This is a genomic window from Paenibacillus sp. FSL W7-1287, from assembly GCF_038004245.1.
Taxonomy (GTDB): domain Bacteria; phylum Bacillota; class Bacilli; order Paenibacillales; family Paenibacillaceae; genus Pristimantibacillus; species Pristimantibacillus camelliae.
On the sequence record NZ_JBBORD010000001.1, the window covers coordinates 899,724 to 921,545 of the forward strand.

15 protein-coding genes and 1 other annotated feature are annotated in these 21,822 nt (G+C 44.0%); of the genes, 11 read left to right on the plus strand and 4 right to left on the minus strand.

Features of this window, described 5'->3' with window-relative positions; genetic code table 11:
• Positions 1–10 precede the first annotated feature (10 nt).
• Together NSQ99_RS04155 and NSQ99_RS04160 are read left to right on the plus strand one after the other, a co-directional pair.
• On the plus strand, positions 11–1,573 hold the full coding sequence (locus NSQ99_RS04155) for a glycoside hydrolase family 3 protein (RefSeq protein ID WP_340835262.1): 1,563 nt from the start codon (positions 11–13) through the stop codon (positions 1,571–1,573).
• A gap of 42 nt (positions 1,574–1,615) precedes the next feature.
• On the plus strand, positions 1,616–2,539 hold the full coding sequence (locus NSQ99_RS04160) for an N-acetylglucosamine kinase (RefSeq protein ID WP_340835264.1): 924 nt from the start codon (positions 1,616–1,618) through the stop codon (positions 2,537–2,539).
• A gap of 160 nt (positions 2,540–2,699) precedes the next feature.
• Here NSQ99_RS04160 and trpS read toward each other — a convergent pair whose 3' ends face one another.
• Positions 2,700–3,683 carry a tryptophan--tRNA ligase gene (gene trpS, locus NSQ99_RS04165; protein WP_340835265.1) on the minus strand — a complete coding sequence of 328 codons (984 nt, stop codon included), beginning with the start codon at positions 3,681–3,683 and terminating at the stop codon, positions 2,700–2,702.
• Positions 3,684–3,739: 56 nt separating this feature from the next.
• Positions 3,740–3,995 (minus strand) — a binding site (T-box leader).
• 124 nt (positions 3,996–4,119) lie between these two features.
• Here trpS and NSQ99_RS04170 point away from each other — a divergent pair.
• The 3 genes from NSQ99_RS04170 (at position 4,120) to NSQ99_RS04180 (ending at position 6,377) form a co-directional block, all read left to right on the plus strand.
• Positions 4,120–4,596 carry a MarR family winged helix-turn-helix transcriptional regulator gene (locus tag NSQ99_RS04170; protein WP_251670661.1) on the plus strand — a complete coding sequence of 159 codons (477 nt, stop codon included), beginning with the start codon at positions 4,120–4,122 and terminating at the stop codon, positions 4,594–4,596.
• A gap of 102 nt (positions 4,597–4,698) precedes the next feature.
• The gene (locus NSQ99_RS04175; RefSeq protein WP_340838726.1) at positions 4,699–5,316 is read left to right on the plus strand and encodes an alpha/beta hydrolase; all 618 of its coding nucleotides are present in this window, start codon (positions 4,699–4,701) and stop codon (positions 5,314–5,316) included.
• A 128-nt stretch (positions 5,317–5,444) separates the two neighbouring features.
• Complete coding sequence (locus NSQ99_RS04180; protein ID WP_340835266.1) at positions 5,445–6,377, plus strand: NAD(P)/FAD-dependent oxidoreductase; 933 nt, start codon at positions 5,445–5,447, stop codon at positions 6,375–6,377.
• Between the two features lie 45 nt (positions 6,378–6,422).
• Here the strand turns inward: NSQ99_RS04180 and NSQ99_RS04185 are convergent, their stop codons facing one another.
• Together NSQ99_RS04185 and NSQ99_RS04190 are read right to left on the minus strand one after the other, a co-directional pair.
• A complete protein-coding gene (locus NSQ99_RS04185) occupies positions 6,423–6,989 on the minus strand; it encodes a beta-class carbonic anhydrase (protein WP_251670655.1) in 567 nt (188 codons plus the stop codon).
• A 138-nt stretch (positions 6,990–7,127) separates the two neighbouring features.
• The gene (locus NSQ99_RS04190; RefSeq protein WP_340835271.1) at positions 7,128–9,392 is read right to left on the minus strand and encodes an ATP-binding protein; all 2,265 of its coding nucleotides are present in this window, start codon (positions 9,390–9,392) and stop codon (positions 7,128–7,130) included.
• Positions 9,393–9,919: 527 nt separating this feature from the next.
• On the opposite strand from NSQ99_RS04190, the gene NSQ99_RS04195 reads away from it, so the two are divergent.
• The 5 genes from NSQ99_RS04195 to NSQ99_RS04215 all read left to right on the plus strand — a co-directional run bounded on the left by NSQ99_RS04195 (position 9,920) and on the right by NSQ99_RS04215 (position 18,632).
• Positions 9,920–11,665 (plus strand): ABC transporter ATP-binding protein, encoded by a 1,746-nt coding sequence (locus NSQ99_RS04195; RefSeq protein WP_340835273.1) that lies wholly within the window; start codon positions 9,920–9,922, stop codon positions 11,663–11,665.
• 31 nt (positions 11,666–11,696) lie between these two features.
• Complete coding sequence (locus tag NSQ99_RS04200) at positions 11,697–13,688, plus strand: ABC transporter ATP-binding protein (RefSeq protein WP_285855808.1); 1,992 nt, start codon at positions 11,697–11,699, stop codon at positions 13,686–13,688.
• Positions 13,689–13,979: 291 nt separating this feature from the next.
• Entirely contained in the window at positions 13,980–14,426 is a 447-nt protein-coding gene (locus NSQ99_RS04205) for a MarR family winged helix-turn-helix transcriptional regulator (RefSeq protein WP_340835276.1), read from the plus strand.
• Positions 14,427–14,437: 11 nt separating this feature from the next.
• Positions 14,438–17,560, plus strand: a complete 3,123-nt coding sequence (locus tag NSQ99_RS04210) for an MMPL family transporter (protein WP_340835278.1) — start codon at positions 14,438–14,440, stop codon at positions 17,558–17,560.
• Positions 17,561–17,573: 13 nt separating this feature from the next.
• On the plus strand, positions 17,574–18,632 hold the full coding sequence (locus tag NSQ99_RS04215; protein WP_340835280.1) for an asparaginase: 1,059 nt from the start codon (positions 17,574–17,576) through the stop codon (positions 18,630–18,632).
• A 130-nt stretch (positions 18,633–18,762) separates the two neighbouring features.
• On the opposite strand, the gene NSQ99_RS04220 is transcribed toward NSQ99_RS04215, so the two are convergent.
• Complete coding sequence (locus tag NSQ99_RS04220) at positions 18,763–20,607, minus strand: LTA synthase family protein (protein ID WP_445670479.1); 1,845 nt, start codon at positions 20,605–20,607, stop codon at positions 18,763–18,765.
• A gap of 250 nt (positions 20,608–20,857) precedes the next feature.
• Here NSQ99_RS04220 and NSQ99_RS04225 point away from each other — a divergent pair, with 250 nt between their 5' ends.
• Complete coding sequence (locus NSQ99_RS04225) at positions 20,858–21,727, plus strand: M15 family metallopeptidase (protein WP_340835283.1); 870 nt, start codon at positions 20,858–20,860, stop codon at positions 21,725–21,727.
• The last annotated feature ends 95 nt before the right edge of the window (positions 21,728–21,822 follow it).

Consider the following 21,822-nt stretch of genomic DNA (forward strand, 5'->3'; position numbering starts at 1 on the left):
AGGGATAGAGATGAAAACATTAGAGCAAATGACGCTTAGAGAGAAGATTGGGCAAATGTTCGTTACAGGGTTTCCATCGACGACGCTGTCTAGTGAGCTTAGGGAAGTTATTGAGCAATATAAAGTAGGAAATATTATTCTGTTCTCACATAACATTGCGGATAAGGTGCAGCTTGGTAATCTCGTAAGTGAGCTTCAGCAATGGTTTGTTTCCTATACAGGAATTCCGGGCTTTATTACGATTGATCAGGAAGGTGGCCGCGTGACGCGTATGCCTAGCGATGCAACGAATGTTGCAGGTGCAATGGCGATTGCGTCTACGGGTCGTCCTGAGCATGCATATACTGCAGGACGCATTACGGCACGCGAGCTGAAGGCTCTTGGCATTAACTTTAATCTGGCTCCTGTTATGGATATTAACAACAATCCTTTGAATCCCGTCATTAATGTGCGTTCGTACGGAGACTCTGCAGAGGTTGTTCAGGAATACGGTATCGCAATGATGAAGGGACTGCTTGATGGAGGCGTTATGTCCTCACTTAAGCATTTTCCTGGTCATGGCGACACGAATGTAGATTCCCATATCGGCTTACCGACGATTGACAAGTCGCTGGAAGAGCTGGAGGCGCTAGAGCTTCGTCCGTTCGTTGAAGCCATTAAGCAAGGTGCCAAGGCGATTATGAGTGCGCATATTCTGTTCCCACAAATCGAGAAGTCAGGTGTGCCGGGAACGATGTCTTATACGATTATTACGGAGCTGCTGAAGGAAAAGCTCGGCTTCAAAGGTCTTGTCGTATCGGATTGCTTAGAGATGGATGCGATCAAACGCTTCTATGGCACAGCACAAGGCGCGCTTGGAGCGGTGAAGGCTGGCGTCGATCTTGTCTTTATTAGTCATTCACCGTCGGTCGTTAAGGATGCGATCGAGCTAATCGAGGCAGCTATCGCTTCCGGTGAGCTTGAGGAAGCGGTAATCGACCGCGCAGTATCTAAAATACTCGCCTACAAAGCAGAAGTAGCTGACGTAGCAGCGCCTAATACAGACATCGTTGGCTGCGATACGCATCGTCGCTCTAACGAGCTCATTCGTACAGAGACGATATGCTTAGTGAAGGGAGAGCTAGAGCCAGTACAAGAACGTAGTAAAGAGGTGTTGTTTGTCGGCGCCTACTCCTACCGTTCCGATATGGCTTCAAGCAGTGTAAATGATCAATTGAACTTTGCTGAATATATGGGTGAACAGTTTGAGGCTTCCTATGTGGCCGTCGATGTCGATCCTAATGAAGAACAGATTCGAGCAGTTGTCGATCAAGCAAAGGACTACAAGCGCATCGTGCTAGGTTTGTTCAACGGTCGAGAGAACACAGGTCAGCTTAAGCTTGCCCATGCATTAATGGAAGCAGGCTTACATGTGACAGCCGTTGCGCTAGGTCGACCATATGATCTTTCGCTGCTGAAAGGTGAATGCACAGGACTTGCAGCCTTTGAATATTCCCAAGGTGCATTCCAATCGCTCGTACCGGTGTTATCGGGCAAATTTAAACCTACCGCAAAAATAACGATAGCCTTATAATATTCGGGTAACAGTAGAGCTGCAAAGGGGGGATATTTAATTATGACATATGTCGTTGGCATTGATGGCGGAGGAACAAAAACAGCAGTAGATGTCGCTAATGAACAAGGTGAGCTTCTGAAGCAATTTCATGTAGGGGCGATCAACTATAACGGCGGGGATGAAGAGACAATTGCGGCTTCATTTGCGCAAATGTTCGAGTCGATTAAAGAAAGCTGCGGTTCACTTGATCAAGTAAGCCAAATCGTTATCGGCGCTGCCGGCATTAGCAATCCGCAGGTTAGCATTAAGCTAGAGCAAAATGTTAGAGCTCAAGGCTATGAAGGTCCTGTATATATTACGGGTGATCAAGAGATCGCGCTCTATGGCGCGCAAAATGCGATGGAGGGTATTATACTTATCGCAGGGACGGGCTCGATCTGCTTCGGTGTGAACGGATATGGAGAAAAGCATCGTACAGGTGGCTTTGGCCATTTAATCGATGATGAAGGCAGCGGCTACAGTATTGGACGTCAATTGTTATCGTTGCTTGTTCAAGCGGAGGATGGCAGATTAAAGGATTCCATCATACCTGCAATGGTGTATGAGCAGCTCGGTTTGCGTACCGTTCAAGACATTATCGGCTTCGTATATGGCAAGCACACAACGAAGAAGGATATTGCAGCGCTAGCACCGATTATGACGAAGGCGTGTGAGCTAGGAGATGCGCAGGCACTGAAGCTTGCGAAGTCCACAGCAGAGAGTCTGTATGAGCTCATTGTTCCGGTCATTGAGAGGCTCAAGCTGCAACATAGCCCGATTGCAATCTCAGGCAGCGTGCTGCAAAAATCGCCATTTGTGCATAGTGCGTTAGAGCGGAAGCTCGCTAGCACCTACCCCCAAGTGAAGCTGATTATGCCAATAAAGGATGCGGCATACGGCGCGGTGCTTATGGCTTGCTCGTTGAATCATCGCTCGCATGTTTAGACTATGCTGAAGTGGGTGCTCATCAGAGCTGCTAGAGCGAAGTGGATCGTCGTAAATGACAACAATGGATGAATAAGCAATAGTAAAGGGCAAGCAAGTGGAGTATGTCATATCCTCCATCTGCTTGCCCTTCTTTATTATCTAATGAAAGGTAAAGGAACTACACGATAAGAAAGCCTAGGTTGCGTTTCGCCTTCAGCAGTGTCTCATTAGCGATAGCTGCTGCACGTTCTGCACCATCTTTAAGAATAGCGTCAAGCTCTGCGGAGTGAACGATTTCTTTAAAATGTTGTTGAATTGGCTCTAGCTTAGCAACAACAACCTCAGCAATCTCCTTTTTGAAGTTGCCGTAGCCTTGCCCTTCAAAGTGTTTCTCCACCTCTGGAATCGATAGGCCTGAAAATACGCTGTAGATTTCGATAAGGTTACTCACGGCTGGCTTCGTATCCCAGTCGTAGCGTACGGACATGTCGGAGTCGGTAACGGCACGTGAGAACTTTTTGCGGATAACCGCTGGCTCATCTGTCATCAGAATGTAGCTGCTTGCGTTAGGATTGGATTTGCTCATTTTTTTCGATGGATCATCCAGCCCCATAATACGTGCACCTGTATCCTGAATAATCGGCTCAGGAATGATAAAGGTTTCTCCGTAGCGATTGTTGAATCGGCTAGCTAGATCGCGTGTAAGCTCTACATGCTGCTTCTGATCATCACCGACAGGGACATGTGTAGCTTGATACAATAAAATATCTGCAGCCATTAAAGCAGGATAAGTGAAGAGGGCGGAGCTAACGGTTTCCTTGCCATCAGACTTATCTTTAAATTGTGTCATTCGGCTAAGCTCACCAAAGTGAGCCTGTGTTTCCATCAACCAGCCCATTTCTGCATGAGCAGACACGGAGGATTGTAGGAATACAGCGGAACGCTTAGGATCGATACCTGCTGCAATGTATAGCGCAGCCAGCTCACGAGAGCGCTCGTTCAATTCCTTAGGGTCCTGATAGACAGTAATAGCATGCAGGTCAGGAATGAAGAAGAAGCACTCGTATTCCTCCTGATTGCGAACAAATTGACTTAATGCCCCAGAATAGCCGCCAATATTGAGCACACCACTTGGTTTAATACCAGACAACATACGTTTCATGATGATCCACCTCTTTATAGATTGTTAAAGTAAATAAAAAAAGCTCCATCCCTAAAAGAAGGGACGAAGCTTGATCTCCGCGGTACCACCCAAATTCGACCTTAGTCGCACTTGTATTTTGACAGAAGCTCTGCCAAAATCAGCTCGGTAACGGTGAGCGCCGGCAATGCCTACTAGCACGACAAGGAGTCGTGTCGTTCAGGTTGCAGCGAATAGACCCATTCATTACGCGGCATGTGTCGATCTTTTCACCAGCCATCGACTCGCTTAAACATGCGTATCGCAATTACTTTTTCTATTCATAGCTTTCATATATTAGGATTATGTTCAGAATACCGATAATCATAAATCAAGTCAAGTAAAGATAACGTTGACAGTTGTCGAATGTTCTGTTATCTTAAATTTAAGATGTTTTTTTTAGAAAGGAATGCTTATCATGAGTGTAACGAATCGTTACAAACAGTCGGAAGCAGCGCTGGAGTTATATATTGCGTTATCGCGCGCTAGTCAATGGGTGTCTGCTCATGGCGACAGAGATATTCGTAAGCATGGCTTGAATCGTACGGAATTCGGTGTACTGGAGCTTTTATATCATAAAGGCCCTCAGCCTCTGCAGCAAATCGGCAGTAAGGTGCTAATGAGCAGCGGTAATATAACGTATGTCGTTGATAAGCTGGAGAAAAAAGGGCTCGCTAAGCGCCGAGTTTCCACAGAGGACAGACGACTTATTTACGCTGAAGTAACGAGTGCTGGATCTGCATTTATAGAAGAGGTGTTCCCACAGCATGCGAGCGTCATTGAAGCTGCGGTAGAGGGGCTTACACAGCAGGAGCAGCAGGAAGCGACAGCTTTGCTTAAAAAATTGGGAATTTATGCGGAGAGAACCTTTAAGGAGGGCGGATCACCGTGCTAGCGGTGATCTTCTTTCGAATATAAATCTTAATTTGAAGATATCATATGGAATAGAACGTCAACAGTGCAGTAGTAGAGCTGCCTGCTGCAAAGGAGGATAATGATGAAGCATATATATGAACAAGGTACGGATAAAACAGCACCGGTGCTGCTGCTTTTACATGGAACGGGTGGGACTGAGCAGGATTTATTAGGCATAGCAAAGCATATTGATGCGGAAGCTTCGATATTGAGTGTGCGAGGAAATGTGCTTGAGAATGGCATGCCAAGATTTTTTAGACGTCTTGCGGAAGGTGTATTTGATATTGAGGATTTGAAGCTTCGGACGGAAGAGCTGAACGAGTTTATCGATCAAGCTGCGCAGCAATATGGCTTTGACCGCAGTAAGGTTGTCGCGATCGGCTACTCCAACGGTGCTAATATCGCAGCAAGCTTAATGTTTCACTATCAGGATGCACTAATGGGCGCGATCTTGCACCATCCGATGGTGCCGCTTCGTGGATTACAATTGCCTGATCTTAGCGGTAAGGAAGTATTTATCGCTGCTGGTGAAAATGATCCGATATGTCCACCGCAGGAAACGAAGGAGCTTGCGGAGCTGTTAGAGGGAGCAGGAGCTAGCCTAGAGCTGCTCTGGGAGCGCTATGGCCACCAGCTGTCTAGAAGCGAGATTGAGGCGGCAAAAGGCTGGTACAACAAAACGTATAAATCTAATTCATAATGGCAAAGCGAGTATGAATTGAGTCTGGAGCAGGCTAGTGAGATCGATCACTGGCCTGCTCTCTTTTTGTATATGTATACCTGAAACGAATAGCTCATACATTTATACAAATGAGTGAGGAGTGTGAGATGATGATCGTTGCTATTATTGGTGGCGGCCCGGCAGGCTTGAATGCGGCACTTGTATTAGCTCGAGCTAATCATCAGGTGCTGCTATTCGACAATCAAAAGCCGCGCAATGCAGTAACAGGGCACATGCATGGATTTATTACGAGAGAAGGCATCGCTCCTAGTCGTTTTCGCAGGCTTGCTCATCAAGAGCTTCGCCAATATCCGAATATAAAGCGCTATGTAGCAACGATTAGCCAAGCTAAACGCTTAACCGATGGTACTTTCACGATGAGCACGAAAAGCGGAACGACGTTTAAGGCCGATCGATTACTGCTGGCAACCGGTTTAAAGGAATCGCTTCCCGGCGTTAGCGGACTGCAACGATTTTATGGCAAGTCAATGTTCAGTTGCCCGTACTGTGACGGCTATGAGCTAAGCGGCAAATCGCTTGCTATTATAACAGAAAGCAATAACGGCCTTGCACTTAGTGCAACGCTGAAGCAATGGAGCAGCAGGCTGCACCTGTTTACGAATGGGAAAGGATCAATAACGAGTGAGGAGCGGGAGCTGCTTCAGCAGCTGGGCGTTGTGCTGCATATAGAGCCGATAAAATCACTTACCGGTAGAGAAGGCAAGCTGAAGGGTGTTGTGCTGCAGAATGGTAAGCGAATTGCGTGTAGCGGCGGATTTGTATCAACTTATTGGCAGCATGCTGGATCGCTCGTGCAGCAGCTCGGCTGCAGGCTGGCTGATCACGGAGGAATATGGCAGGACGGTAAAGGGAGGACGAGTATAGCTGGAGTATATGCTGCCGGAGATGTGATGAGCATATCCCCTGCACAAGCTGTGCTAGCAGCTGGTGATGGAGTACGGGCAGCTATAAGTATAAATCAAGACATTGCGCAGAGCCGGCTTGACGCTATCCTCAAATCACATCAAAGCAACTACTAAAAAGGCATAATCTCTCGCCTAAGCTGAGATTATGCCTTGTTGTCGTTATTCTCGATAGTCTTCAACGAGCAGATCGAGTGCTCCAGTTAGTGGGTCCATAATAAAGCCGTGCACAGGCACATGCTGAGGAAATAGCGGATGATTACGGATCATCTTAACGCTATGCATTACACCATGCTCCGGTGCGGTAAAGCCTCTTAGGAACTTCTCCATACGGATGCCGGAACGCTCCAATGTTTCAATAACGAGCGGATCTACGCCGCCTTCTTCAACAATTTTTTGTACCATGCCTTGTGTATCTAGGTTAGTCATGCCACAGCCGTGATGTCCAATAACAACGACCTCTTTTGCTTGAAGCTCATATACGGCTACAAGAATACTGCGCATCGCGGATCCGAAGGGCTGAGTTAATACAGCGCCAGCGTTCTTAATGAATTTTGCATCACCATTACGAAGATTAAGCGCCTTTGGCAGCAGCTCCATCAAGCGAGTATCCATACAAGTTAGGATGGCGATCTTTTTCTCTGGATATTTGTCGGTAATATATTTTTCATACTCTTTATTCTCGACAAAATCTTTATTGAATTCCATTAACTGATTTACAATGCTCATGTATGATTCCTCCTAGTGCATTACACGATCAAAATGATTAGAGTTTTTCTTTTATTATTCTCCTATTTGTTAATGAAGTCAATTACTGCTTGTATATTTTTTATTTGATTTGTACTATTTGACATAAGCACCGACGCATCAGATGGGTAATACAATGGTTGCAGCCGTGCCTACTCCAAGCTCGCTCGAGAAGCTGAGTGAGCCATGATGATTAGAAATTATTTGCTGAGTAACAAGTAAGCCTAAGCCGGTTCCGCCTTCTTTGTTCGTATAGAATGGGTCAAATATATGGCTGAGCTCTTGCTCTGAGATGCCGATACCAGTGTCTCGAATCGTAATCGTCATGGACTTGGGCTCAGTGCTCAGGTCAATATGAATGAGGAGCTCTCCGCCCTCTGGCATAGCCTCAATACTGTTTTTAATTAGATTAACGAATACCTGCTTAAGATGTTGCTCCGAGCCGTGCACTGGTGGCAATGCCTCTACTGCCTTTAGCTTGAAGTTTATATTATTCAGCTTACCAGAGGACTTCATTAAAGTAACAATATCACGAATTAATCGTTCTATATACACAGGTGACCAGTGCTCAATCTGCTGCTTGGACATGCTTAGAAACTGGCTAATGATTGAATCCATATGTTGAATTTCCTGCATGACGAGATCGATATGCTGCTCAGGTAGATTCCCCTTCGTTTTGTTGAGCGACAAAAATCCTTGAACGGTCGTTAACGGATTACGAATTTCATGTGCGATGCTGGCAGCCGTTTGACCGATTGCAGAGAGCTTTTCATTGTTGCGACGCAGCTCCTCGTTTTGCTTGCGCTGTGTAATATTACGTGTAATGGAAGCGAAAGCCACGGTATCCCCGTACTCATCAATAATCCCTGACAGTGTAATACTTACGTCTACAGGGCGTCCTGACTTAGTATACATGACGGTTTCATAGCTAGAGATCCCGTTGTTTTCCATTACTTGCATGAGCAGCATATTATAAGACTTTTGCTGCTCCTCAGAGTGGCGGAACAATGGCTGACCGAGAAGCTCTTCGCTGCTGTATTCGAACATTTCTTCAAATGCACTATTCATCTGAATGATGTTGAAGTTGAGATCCATAATATGAATGGCATCCTTTGTATGGTTAAAGAAGGATTCCAAGTATTGTTTTGTACTCATCAGCTCATCGTTTGTTTTCTTTAGCTCTTCGGTATAATGGTACAGATTGCTGCCCATCGTGTTAACCTGTGAGGCAAGCAAGCCGAGCTCATCCTTACTTCTGTGCTCTAACGGCGTATTGAATTGATTCATCGAGATCGCGTTAACCTTAACCATAATTTTAGTCAACGGTGCAGTAAGCAGCTCTGCTATTAGATAGCTCCCTACGATCGTAATAAGCAGCAGCACGATGCTGATCATCGTATGGTCAAGCAGCTGCTTCGTCGTACTAGATAGCATCGACTCTTTATCGAGGACTAAGCTTATAATATATGGTTTGCTACCTGTAATTGGAATGAAGGTGCGAACAAGCTGCTGATCGTTATGTTCAAATGTTGAAGATTGAAACTGATTGGTGGACACGGCCTGATTGACCAGCTTCAAATCTTTTTCAACATTGCTGTAGCTGTAGGAGCCGAACATCACATCACGCACATCAAGATTGTAAATAGGCTGCCCTTGCTTGAGCTTAATGATTTTCTCTTTGCCAAAGAACTCCGGATCGAATGCAGTAATTTCTAACAGGTTTTCATTCTCTTTAATAAGCTCCTTCACAATCGTTTCTTTTCCGTTAATATAGCCATTTGAGAAGGAAAGATCCGTGTTGATCATCGTATTAATCATGTAGTTTGTTTTGCCTGAGTAATAATATCCCCATTTGTTTACCTTAGTAGGATCTGAAACTGCAAAGTTAACTGGACCTGAATAGAAATTTGTAGAGTGCTGTCCTTGATCAACAGAGACAGGACGTAAGTGCATGACATCCTTCAATGCTATATCCCAATAGTCCCATGTTTTTGATCTTAAATTAATTTCATCTGGATTAGAGGATAATACAGTAACTAGCTCGTTATCCTCTAGCACCCATAATGTAATATCTGTAACCCCTACTTGATTTCTCACTTGCTTTAGAAGTTCATTGGAAAGGTTAGAGATATCTGGATCAAGCAGCTGCTCTGCAGCTATTGCTGCCGCTTTAAGGCGATGAGCGAGCTCATTCTCGATGCTGCGATTCGTAGTTTCAATAAGCTCTATAGAAACAGCGAGCTGTTTGGCAATATTGGTAACCTGCTGTTCAATGTTTTCATTCTGTACACGAACCGCATTAATTTGCGAGAATACAACATTGAGAATAAGTACTGCCGTAACGATGAGAGAGATAGCTAATGATAATTTAATTCGGATAGACAATGATTAGCCCTCCGGCTTTAATATAAGTAACACAACGTGTTTTTAGACAAATATCGACAAAATACATCAAATTATAGTAAGTATAAGTTAGACGATACTGGATTGACAATAAGAAAATATAGTGAATAGCTATTAGGTTATTAGCTATACATAAGTAAGTTGTTGAATCCTTCAATTTTAATTTTTACATTTTATTGATTGACAAGGAGGTTTATCCAATGATATTGTTGTAACATATTTTAACATTATGAGAGGAGGGTTACGTATGATTAGCTTGGTTCAGTTTGGCAATATGGTTTTAACAGGCTTGTTTCAACATCATGACGTAATCCGTGCCCGTAACGTATAGTTAAGTACATACGGCGCATGATTACGTAACGTAGTCATGCGCCTTTTTTTTCGCATAATGGGCTTAGTTTCGCATCTTTGTGATCTAATACCCGTGTGAGGAAGAGCATGTCTACGCAGGCATGCTCTTTTTTGTGTGCTCTATTGAAATCGTTAATAACGAGGGGTTGTTAAGCAACATGATGAATGTATTAAAAAAACTAGGATGGTTTTTCAAGCTGGAGTGGAAACGATATACGCTGGCGATTAGCTTGCTGTTTTTTGCAGGCTTAGTCGACCTGCTTCCACCGTGGCTAATTGGTGTTGTTATTGACGGTATCCAACAGGGTCAGTTTTCGTCGGTACAATTCCGGTGGATGATCATTGGCTGGGTTGTCGTGACGATCGTTGCCTATGGCATCAATTATATTTGGCATTACATGCTGTTTGGTGCAGCATTCGTGCTGGAACGCATACTACGCACTAATCTAATGTCACATTTTTTACGAATGAAGCCTTCCTTCTACGAGCGAAATCGTACAGGAGATTTAATGGCTCGAGCAACGAATGATCTTGGTGCGGTATCGAATACGGCCGGCTTCGGAATCTTGACGCTATTCGATTCAACCATATTTATGATCAGCATCGTTGTTATGATGAGCGTAGCGATTAGCTGGAAGCTGACACTTGCAGCATTACTACCATTGCCGATCATTGCGCTGGTACTGTCGATCTTTGGTAAGAAAATTCATCAGCGCTTTATGGCAGCTCAGGATGCTTTTGGTGAGCTGAATGATGATGTACTGGAGTCTGTCTCTGGCGTTCGAGTGCTTCGTGCCTTCGTTCAGGAAAAAGCAAGTGAGCAAAAGTTTCAAGCGAAGACGCAGGAAGTGCTTGAGAAAAACTTAGCAGTTGTAAGAATCGATGCACTGTTTGAGCCTGCGATTAAAGTAATTGTTGGGATCAGCTATTTAATTGGAATTGGCTACGGCGCCTATCTTGTGTTCAATAGTGAGCTGACGCTTGGTCAGCTTGTGACATTCAATATGTTTTTAGGGATGCTCATTTGGCCGATGATCGCGATGGGGGAGCTCATCAATATTATGCAGCGAGGCAACGCCTCTCTCGACCGTGTCAATGAAACGCTAGCAAGCAAGGCAGATGTAGAGGATAAGAAGAATACAGTGGAGAAGCACAGTCCTTCTCAAGTCGCGTTTGAGCGATATTCTTTCCAATATCCAAGCTCATCTAATGAAAACTTAAGTGCGCTTAACATACGCATTAAGCAAGGACAGACGCTCGGCATTGTCGGAAAAACAGGTAGTGGTAAAACGACGATACTGAAGCAGCTGCTGCGTGAATATCCACTAGGCCAAGGAACATTAAAGCTTGGGGAACATAGCATTGACGAGCTGAAACTGAATGACGCAATCGGATATGTCGGCTACGTGCCTCAGCAGCCGTTTTTGTTCTCACGTTCAATACGCAGCAATATATTGTTTGGTAAAGCAGATGCGACCGAAGAGCAGCTTCAGCGTGCGCTTGAACGGGCTTCGTTCGCCAAAGATATTCAGTTTTTGCCTGAGGGCTTAGAGACGATGGTTGGAGAGCGTGGTGTTGCATTGTCCGGTGGTCAGAAGCAGCGTGTGAGCATTGCGCGGGCATTAATTGCAAATCCTGAAATACTGCTGCTGGATGACGCACTATCGGCTGTAGATGCAAAAACAGAAATAGAAATTATTGAGGGCATTAAGCATGAGCGACAGCACAAAACGACGATAATTACGACACACCGCTTATCGGCCGTCCAGCACGCAGATTGGATTGTAGTGATGGAAGATGGTGTAATTGCTGAAGAAGGAACGCATGAGCAGCTGCTGAAGCGTGATGGCTGGTATAAGGAGCAATATGATCGTCAGCAGATCGAGCTCGAGCTAAGCTCATAGTTAACGCGGTTAAAATAGAGAGGTGAGAAGCATGACGATAGAGACAGAGCAAGTACAGCAGCCAGATCGAACGATAAAGACAGGAAAGCGATTGCTGCAGTATGGTTTACTCTATAAAAAGACGATTATCGTTGCACTTATATTTTTAATTATTGCAGTTAGTGCTGAGGTAATGGGACCATTACTTGCGAAAAAGATGATCGATGAACATATTACAGGTATCAATAAAACGTGGTATTACGTAGAAGAAGGGACGGCTGAGGCTGTTCCATATAAGGAGCAATGGCTTGTACGTGAGGATAAGCTTAATCCGAGTACAGCTGTGCTAGGTAGCATGGAATTTGAGCAGCAAGGTTTACGTTTTTATCTCGTGAATGAAGGAGACAATAGTGAGCAAGCCACCCTGTTGACGAAGGAAGAGCTGTATCAATTTTACAAGCCAGAAATTCCATCTATTCTACGTTTGTCAGCGATTTACTTAGTATTGCTTGCAGTGGCAGCCATTTTTGTATACTCTCAGCGCATTTTGCTGCAGACAGCAGCGAATCGCATTGTTCAGAAGCTTCGACATGATGTTTATGCGCACACCCAAAAGCTGCCGGTTAAATACTATGATCATTACGCAGCAGGGCAGATTGTCTCTCGTGTAACGAATGATACGGAAGCGATTAGAGAGCTGTATGTCGGTGTTATTGCTAACTTCAGCATGGGTTTGGTCTATATTGTAGCAATCTATGCTGCAATATTCGCTATGAATCCGACGCTTGGCTTCATCACATTGCCATTAATTCCGATTTTGATGCTATGGATCTACATCTATCGGCGCTTTGCTTCCAAATACAATCGAGTGCTAAGAGCGAAGCTTAGTGAGATTAACGGCACAGTTAACGAGTCGATTCAAGGGATGTCCATTATTCAAGCCTTTCGCAAAGAAAAAGCGATGGAGAAGGAATTTGATGAGCTCAATTCGTATTACTTCAAATACCAAAATAAAATGCTCAGCTTAAATTCGTGGACCTCTCATAATTTGCTGAACGTACTGCGCAACTTAATTTATGCGGTCATTCTTGTGCTGTTTTTTACGAATCAGCTCGGAGCGGCTATTACAGTTGGCTTACTGTTTGCTTATATTGATTATTTGAATCGGATGTTTAACCCTATCGTGGGCATTGTTAATCAGCTATCTAATTTGGAGGTAGCGAGAGTATCTGCAGAACGTGTATTCAAGCTTATGGATGAGCCTGGTATGGAGGTTGATGATCAGCCTATGCCTCGTTATCGTGGGGATGTTGCCTTTGAGAACGTGTCCTTTGCATACAAGGAAAAGGAATATGTTCTAAAAAATATTCAGTTTTCCGCTAAGCAAGGGGAGACGATTGCACTCGTTGGTCATACTGGTTCTGGAAAAAGCTCAATTCTGAATTTACTGTTCCGCTTTTATGATATAGAGGAAGGCCGTATAACGATTGATGGTGTTGATCTGCGCAGCTTTTCTAAGCAGCAAATTCGTAAGCATATGGGCATTGTTCTGCAGGATCCGTTCTTGTTTACAGGGACCATCGCATCTAATGTCAGCTTAAATAATGAGGAGATATCAAGGGAGCGTGTTATTCAGGCACTGAAGGATGTAGGCGCATATGACATGTTTATGCAGCTGCCGAAAGGCATTGATACAGAGGTCATTGAGAAAGGTAGCACGCTGTCAGCTGGTCAACGTCAGCTCATATCCTTTGCTAGAGCGCTTGCTTATGATCCGGCTATTCTTATTTTGGACGAAGCGACGGCAAGTATTGATACAGAGACAGAGTCTGTCATTCAAGCGGCGCTCGAGGTGCTGAAGCGAGGACGCACAACCTTTGTTATTGCTCATCGCTTATCGACGATACGTGCAGCTGATCAAATTTTAGTATTGGATCGCGGAGTTATTGTTGAACGTGGTAATCACGATCAGCTTATGGAACAGAGAGGTAAGTACTATCTCATGTATCAGCTTCAGGCTGGTACTGGGGCAATAACGGCATAATTAGATAGCAATGGCATAGGTATAGAAGCAGATAAAGATATAGATATAGATAAAGATATGATAATAAGACAGATATAACAGGCATGGAAATGCAGGAGTATAAGAATAGGTATAGATGTAGGTATGTGGTAAGGCTTAGGAGCTGCAATCGTTCGTTTCGATTGCAGCTCCTTTTTTTGTGGGAAGCAGTTGTGAATGAATTGTGAAATTTAGGTAAAAGTAGTTCTATGACCAAACTATTTGATGATAGAATAGTTTCATCATAGAACTATTTTGTGGGGAGGTGTTGGTATGGCTAATGAGAGGATGACAGAGATTGTCGAGCGCTATGAACGAGCGACGTATATGATTAATCGTAGATTAAGCAGTAAAGTCAAGGAAGGGCTACCTAATGATATTACGCCAGAGCAGCTGTTTATATTACGCTACTTAAAGCGTAATAACGATGTTAGCTCATCGGAATTGGCCGATTTGCTTTGTGTAGGGAAAAGTACGATCACATCGATTATTAGCCGCATGGTTAATAAAGGTTATGTTGTGAGAACTCCAAGTCAAGAAGATCGGAGAGTCGTATATTTATCACTTACGGAGGAAGGCGATCGACAGCACAGCCGTATAGAAGAAACGATTTATCATATTATTGAGCCTTATATAAGTAAGATCGGGGAAGCTAAAGCGTTTGAATATATAGCTGTGCTGGAGCATATCTCAGAAGTGCTAATGATGGATTTAGAATAGGAGGCATTTGCTTGAAAGGGATTTTGAAATTTAGATGGATCGTTATAGCAGTATGGATTGTCGCTGCCGTTGGGCTGTTTATTGCAGCACCTAATCTTGCGTCACTCGTTAGAGAAAAAGGCGAAATTACAGTGCCCGAGCAATATTCATCATCTCTAGCAGCCAAGCTGATAGAGGAGAAGAGCAGCGACTCTGGATCAGGCAATTCTACAGCCCTCGTGTTCCATCAGGAGGGTGGATTAACAGCTGAGCAGCAAGAGGAAATACAATCGGCTCTTGCTCTGCTGGAAGAGAATAAGGAGCAGCTGGGCATTGCATCGATTACCTCTTACTTCGACAATGAGGAATTGAAGGAGCAGATGCTTGCTCCTGATGAGTCAACGGCGATTGTGCTGCTAGATGTACAGATGAATGGCAGAGAAGTAGATCAAGCGATAGACCAGCTCTATGAAGCGTTAGCGTCTATCGAGATAGAGCATTATTACACCGGTAGCTGGCTTATTAGTCAGGATGTTCTGCTCAGCTCAGAGGAAGGCTTAAAGCGCACGGAGCTCATTACCGTTGGCTTTATTCTTATCGTACTATTTTTAGTCTTCCGCTCGGCAGTTGCGCCGATTGTGCCATTATTAACGGTTGGCCTATCTTATATCGTATCGCAATCCATTGTTGCGTTTCTTGCAGATACCGTTGATTTTCCGCTGTCTACCTTCACACAAATCTTCATGATGGCGGTCTTGTTCGGGATTGGAACGGACTATTGCATCCTGTTAATTAGCAGGTACAAGGAAGAGCTCAGTAAGCATGAGGATAAACAAGAAGCCATTCTAACGACGTATCGCACGGCTGGAAAAACAGTGCTTGTATCAGGTATTGCTGTGCTGGTAGGCTTCAGTGCGATTGGCTTCTCGACATTTATATTGTATCGCTCTGCCGTTGCAGTAGCTGTAGGGATAGCTGTCATGCTGATCGCACTATACACCGTTGTTCCTTTCTTCCTATATTCACTCGGCAATAAGCTGTTTTGGCCTGCCAAAGGAAAGCTGGAGCACGGTAAAAGTAAGCTATGGGATAAAGTTGGTGCATTTTCACTGAAACGCCCAATGGCGGCTTTATTAATTGTAGCAATCATTATCGTACCACTGTTATTAACGAAGGATGATCTTGTTTCCTATAACTCACTTGATGAAATTGGTGAGAAATACGATTCGGTTAAAGGCTTCAATCTTATCGCTAACAACTTTGGACCTGGTGAAGCCATGCCTACAACGGTCGTCATCAAGAGCGAGCAGCCATTCGACACCTCTGAGGGCATGGCTGTCATTGAAAAGGCATCTCGTGCTTTGCTGGAGCAGGATGGCGTCGCAACTGTGCGTAGTGCCACTCGGCCGCTAGGTGAACCGTTGGAGGACTTCCTCGTTACCGATCAGGTCGGTCAGCTTGAAGAAGGTCTTTCACAAGGACAGGATGGCTTGCTTGAGATAAGAGATGGATTAGCTGAAGCTGAACAGGCATTAGCGGAAAATACACCACAGCTTAATGCTGCCATCGATGGAGCTGAGCAGCTAGTTTCTGGTAGCAAGCAGCTGCAAGATGGAGTGAATAAGCTATCTGACGGTTTATCGGAGATTAGCTCGGGAATGAAGCAAGGTGCATTGTCTGCTAAGCAGCTGGAAGCGGGATTGAAGGAGCTTGAACAGAATGCATTGAAGCTAGCATCAGCGAGTGATGAGCTATTACAGGGCTATAATGAGCTATATGCTGGCGGAGAGCAGCTATCGAAAGGCTATGCTGCGATTGCTGAGCAGCAGGCGACGCTTGCAACAGGGCTGTCTGGTGTGGATCAAGGAATGAAAGCCTTGCAGCAGCAGTACCCTGAGCTTGCCGATGATCCAACGTATATTTCACTTTCTGCTTCGATTGAACAGCTAGCAGCTGGAGCAACAGCATTACATGCTGCGATTGCAGAGCTAAACCAAGGGCTAGCTGGCATGCTGAGTGGATTTGCAACAGCTAATACGGCATTAGCAGAGGCTAGTGCAGGTCAGAAAGCTTTCTCTGAAGGCATGAAGCAGGTTGCTGGTGGAATGAGTGCGTTGCGACAAGGACTTGATCAGCTCGCAGCGGGCACAGCTCAAGGCAGCGCTCAAGCACCACAGCTGGCTGAAGGTCTAGATGGAATAGCGGTAGGTGGAGCGGAGCTGCAGGAAGGCTTTGTAAGCATTCAAGAGCAGCTGGTACAGCTAACCGAGGGGCTAGCCTTAAGCGTGGATGGACTTGAGCAGGTAACGGATGGCTTTGGCTCTGCAGAGAATTATTTGAAGGGGCTTGTCGAGTCACCAGATAAGCAGCTTGCTGGCTGGTATATGCCTGAGGAAGCTATTACAGACGAAGCCTTTGCTGCTGTACTTGATCAATATATGTCCGATGATCGAAAGCTCATTACGTTTGATGTCATTATGGAGGATAACCCTTACGCGATTTCTTCGATTGAGATCATCGACGGCTTGTCCATCGTCGTGAAGGATCAATTGGCTGGCACTGTACATGAAGGAGCTGATGTACAGCTCGGAGGCGTTACGAGTATGAATAATGACCTGATGCAAATGAGCAGCGCAGATTATTCAAAAACGGTAACACTTATGCTGATCGGTATTTTTATTATCTTATTGCTATTATTCCGTTCTGTCGTCATTCCGATCTATGTCGTTGCTTCCTTATTAATTACGTACAGCACGTCACTTGCGATTACAGAATTGATTTTCGTAGATATTGCAGGTCTATCTGGCGTAAGCTGGGCCGTTCCATTCTTCGGCTTTGTTATGCTGATCGCTCTTGGTGTAGACTACAGTATCTTCCTAATGGATCGCTTTAAGGAAAATGCTCATATGCAGCCTACCGTGGCAATTCATGAAGCGATGAAGAGCATGGGCTCCGTTATTATGTCCGCAGCCATTATACTTGGCGGAACGTTTGCGGCGATGCTTCCTTCAGGTGTAATGAGCTTGCTTCAAATTGCAACACTCGTGCTGTGCGGACTTTTCCTATATGCTCTAATTATGCTACCATTGTTTATACCTGTAGCTGTTAAGCTGTTCGGGAAATACAATTGGTGGCCATTTGTTAGTAGAAAGTAGAGGATTAGCGAACATGAATGAAATTATGGTTGTATTTACAGGAGGAACAATAGGAAGTACAAGGCAAGGAAGCGCAGTTGATGTAAGTGCTTCTGGTTCCTATATGATTATTGATCAATTTAAGGAGCAGTACGACCTGCAGACAACATTTGATACGATACAGCCACTCAATATATTAAGTGAAAATTTAATTGCTCAGCAATGGCTTAGCCTTGCTGAGCAAATTAAGCAAATTCCACAGGAGCAGTACAAAGGCATTATTGTTACGCATGGCTCAGATACACTAGCTTACTCAGCTGCAATGCTCGGTTACTTGCTTGCCCAAACGAACATCCCCATTGTGCTGATCGCAAGCAATTACCCGCTTGAGGATGAGCGAGCTAACGGCCTCCGTAATTTTACTGAGGCTGTACAATGGATTGAAACAGAGGCTCCTCCTGGTGTTTTTGTCGTATACGAGAATGATCGCGGAGAAAGTCAGCTATACTTAGCTACTCGTCTTATGCAGTGTGAAGCTTTTACTGATCAGTATCGCAGCCCTTATGAGCTTACACTCGGCCAGCTAAAGCAAGGAAAGCTGTTATGGACCGAAGATACACGCAATCCAGCGATGCAGCAGCTTATGCCAGTATCTAATCGCTGGACGCAAAGCATAGAGGGGATTACGGAGCTTGCTGATCAGATTGTGTATATTAAGCCGTATCCGGGACTGAACTATGAGCTGTATCAATGGGGAAGCATGAAGCCAAAGGCGATCGTGCATGATTTATACCATTCTGCAACAGCCTGCTCGTTAGATAGCGGACCGTATTCATTGCCTGTCTTTATCCGAAGATGCCTTAACGAGGGGATTGATGTATTTCTCACCCCCGCTAAACGTGCAGAGGATGTCCACTATGCTTCGACAGCTAAGCTGTTCGAGGCAGGTGCCGTATTACTAAGTGGAATGGCTCCAGAGGCAGCTATGACTAAGCTAATGCTAGGCTATGCGATGCTGACAAAGCATGAGGATATTGTGGAGTTTATGACGGAGGAGGAGCTGTATCATGAGCTCCACCGTCCTTATCGATAATAAAAAAATACGCTCAATGAAATAAAATGGGTGGTCTACTACATCAGCTTACGCTGAAATGGCAGACCACCCATTTTTATATGCTGTTTTGCATGAGGAGCACTCATGCAATGTTGTAATTCAACAATTCCTACTTGCTAGAAGCCTTTTCTCCGTCTTTAAGAGGAAGGCTATTAACGTAGCTGTCTGACAGCTGCAGCAGCTCTAATGCGCGTTGGAACTCGTCTTCCGTTGCCGTACCGCTTTCTGTACTTGTACCAGATAACGAGAAATGCTTGCCGTCAGAGTATCCGCTGCCTGATAGGAATAGCTCTTCGCTAGTAAGGAAGGAGCCTGTAGGTAAATAATAGCGCTGTGGCAGTAGATTTTCATATTGATTGAAGATGTCCTGTCCAAAATGCAATTGATTTTCCATACTAATACCTAGCAGGTTAGCAATAGTAGGCGTAATATCGACCTGACCAGCTGTTTGCTCAAATACCTTTGGCTCAGTAACTCCTTCATTAATGATAACTAGTGGAATATTAATCATATCGGTGTACGTATACTCCCGACCGTACATCTCTTCCATTAATGCTAGCTCATTTGAGTTCAATGAATAAATCGGTAAGCCAAGATGATCACCATAAAGCACAATTAGACTGTTGTCCCAAAGTCCTTTTTCCTTCATGTCGTCAATAAAAGCACCAAGTGCTTGATCTGCATAATGCTGAGCGACTAGATAATCACCAACCAATGTTTTTTGGAAGCGTTCTGGCAAGGTGATATATTGCTTATCCTCAGGCAATGTGTAAGGATGATGAGCTGTCATAGAGATAACATGAGCGTAAAATGGATTTTCAGCTGCGTCCATCTCCACTAATTTATCAAGTGTTTTACGGTATAATACATCGTCAGAGGCACCGAAGAATACAGTATCCTCTTCACCAAAGTACTCGGTATCATAATAATTATTAAAGCCTAGTGACTCATACAGCTCGCCACGATTCCAAAATTCAACGACGTTGGTATGGAAGGTAGCAGTGTCATATTGGTGTTCTTCCAGCAGCTTTGGTAAGCTAGGCAGCTCGCGATCAGCATACATTTGTGTAGCAGCGCCGCGCGGTGGAATGTAGAGTGATGTGTTGACGACATACTCTGCATCAGACGTGTTACCTTGACCTACTTGCTGATAGAACTTATTAAAGTAAAAGTGCTCATTAACCAGCTTATTAAAATTCGGTGTAATCTCCTGACCGTCTACAGAAAGATTGACTAAGAAATTTTGGAATGATTCCATTTGGATCATAATGACGTTTTTACCTGCAGCTGTTCCAAATTGAAAAGGCTGCTCCACAGGGATAATTTTTTTAATATCGTTAATTTTTTGCTGCGAGATCTCATTAGGCTCGACATATTCTGTTTCTTTGCTGGAGAATATCATATAGGCTTCATAATTTAGAATACCCATTTGCTCAGCTTTTACAATTTCATTCATGCTTGCACGGTTCGGTACAATATTGAACAGGCACACAATTAATGAAACGGTAAGAACAGCTAAGGCAACTTTTCTGCTGCTAGGTCTGTTGACCTTCATTTTCCAATCGATATCGCCTTTCTTCTTAATAAGTAGAGCGGCTAATATTACAACGTCTACAAAGATAAGCAAGAAATAAGGGTCCATTAAGGAAAACACACTATTTTTAACTGCGGTAACTTGATTTACTTGAGCTAGAGCAAAGTATGTTACAATGACTCCGTAATACTTGTAATACATAATGACGGCAAAAAGAATGGTTGTCATTAGAAGGTTCGCTAGCAAGTAATAAAGAATTTTGCGTTTTTTTGCGAATACCTCGATAAAACAGAAGATGATTAATGCGAATGGCAGCTCTTTAAGCAATAATGTCCAGGACATTCCATTCTCAAATATAACCATCCAGGCTAAGGCACTTTTTAGCAGCATAATGAACGAAAAAAACAAGATCGGTTGCATACTAAAAAGGCGTTTGTAGCTATCGTTTAACACTGTACATCCTACCCTTCGTATCTCTTTATATATTCATGAAAGCTACATAGATGATATAATTACTTATCTATTATGCTAATATTAAGTTTCAATGTCAAAATCTAAAAAACTGTAAATTGCTCACATATCAGTCAGAGTGTTCTTTATTATTATAAAACACCTCACTTTTCTTTCTCGTGCTCAGCTTTACGGTCATCTTTAAGGAGGAAATTCTAGAATGAAATTAGGAAGACTATTATTACTTGTTTTATCCCTCGCACTACTTATTGTATTAATTGTTACATTTGTTAACCAAAAAGAAGAACAAAAAGCACCTGATATTAGTGTAAGTCAACCAAGTGATACTAATGTAAACGAAGAAACAACAGATAATGTTTCAGATATTGATGAAAACTTAACAAATAACCCAGAAAATTCCGGTGAGGTTGTGGAAGAGCCGTCACATTCGCCTGATCCAGACCAGGAGAGTACACCAACGGCTACACCTAACATTGAGCCCGATACAGATGCAAAAAGTGTTAGCGTTATTGTTAATCCAGACTATAAGCTGCCAGATAATTATGAGCCTGATGATCTCGTCTATCCGGATGTTCGCTTTATATTCGAGGAGAAGATTGAAAAACGCATGCTTCGTCAGGAAGCGGCGGAGGCACTTGAGCATATGTTTGAAGCAGCAGAAGTGGATGGTATCTATCTAGCAGGTGTGTCTGCTTACCGCTCTCACAGCACACAAACGGCGTTATTTAACCGGTATGTAGAACGGGATGGTTATGAGAAGGCAAAAACCTATAGTGCGGAGCCAGGAACTAGCGAGCATGAAACAGGCTTAGCCATTGATGTAACGAGCAGTGATGGCAAATGCGCAGCACAGGACTGCTTTGGAGGAACAGCAGAAGCGATATGGCTCGAGAACAACGCAGCAGCCTATGGTTTTATTATTCGTTATCCAGAAGGCAAGCAGGAGATTACAGGCTATAAATATGAGCCTTGGCATTTGCGCTATGTTGGCGTGGAGCTCGCTAAGCATATTGATGAAGAAGACTTAACATTAGAAGAGTATTATCAAGTAAGCCCAGTCAAGCGTTAATAGAAATGCTCGAGATGACATCTATGGGCACGAGGTAGCACTAAAGGCTGAACTTTTTGAACTAGTATTAAAAGTACGTTAGTTGAAGGAGAATA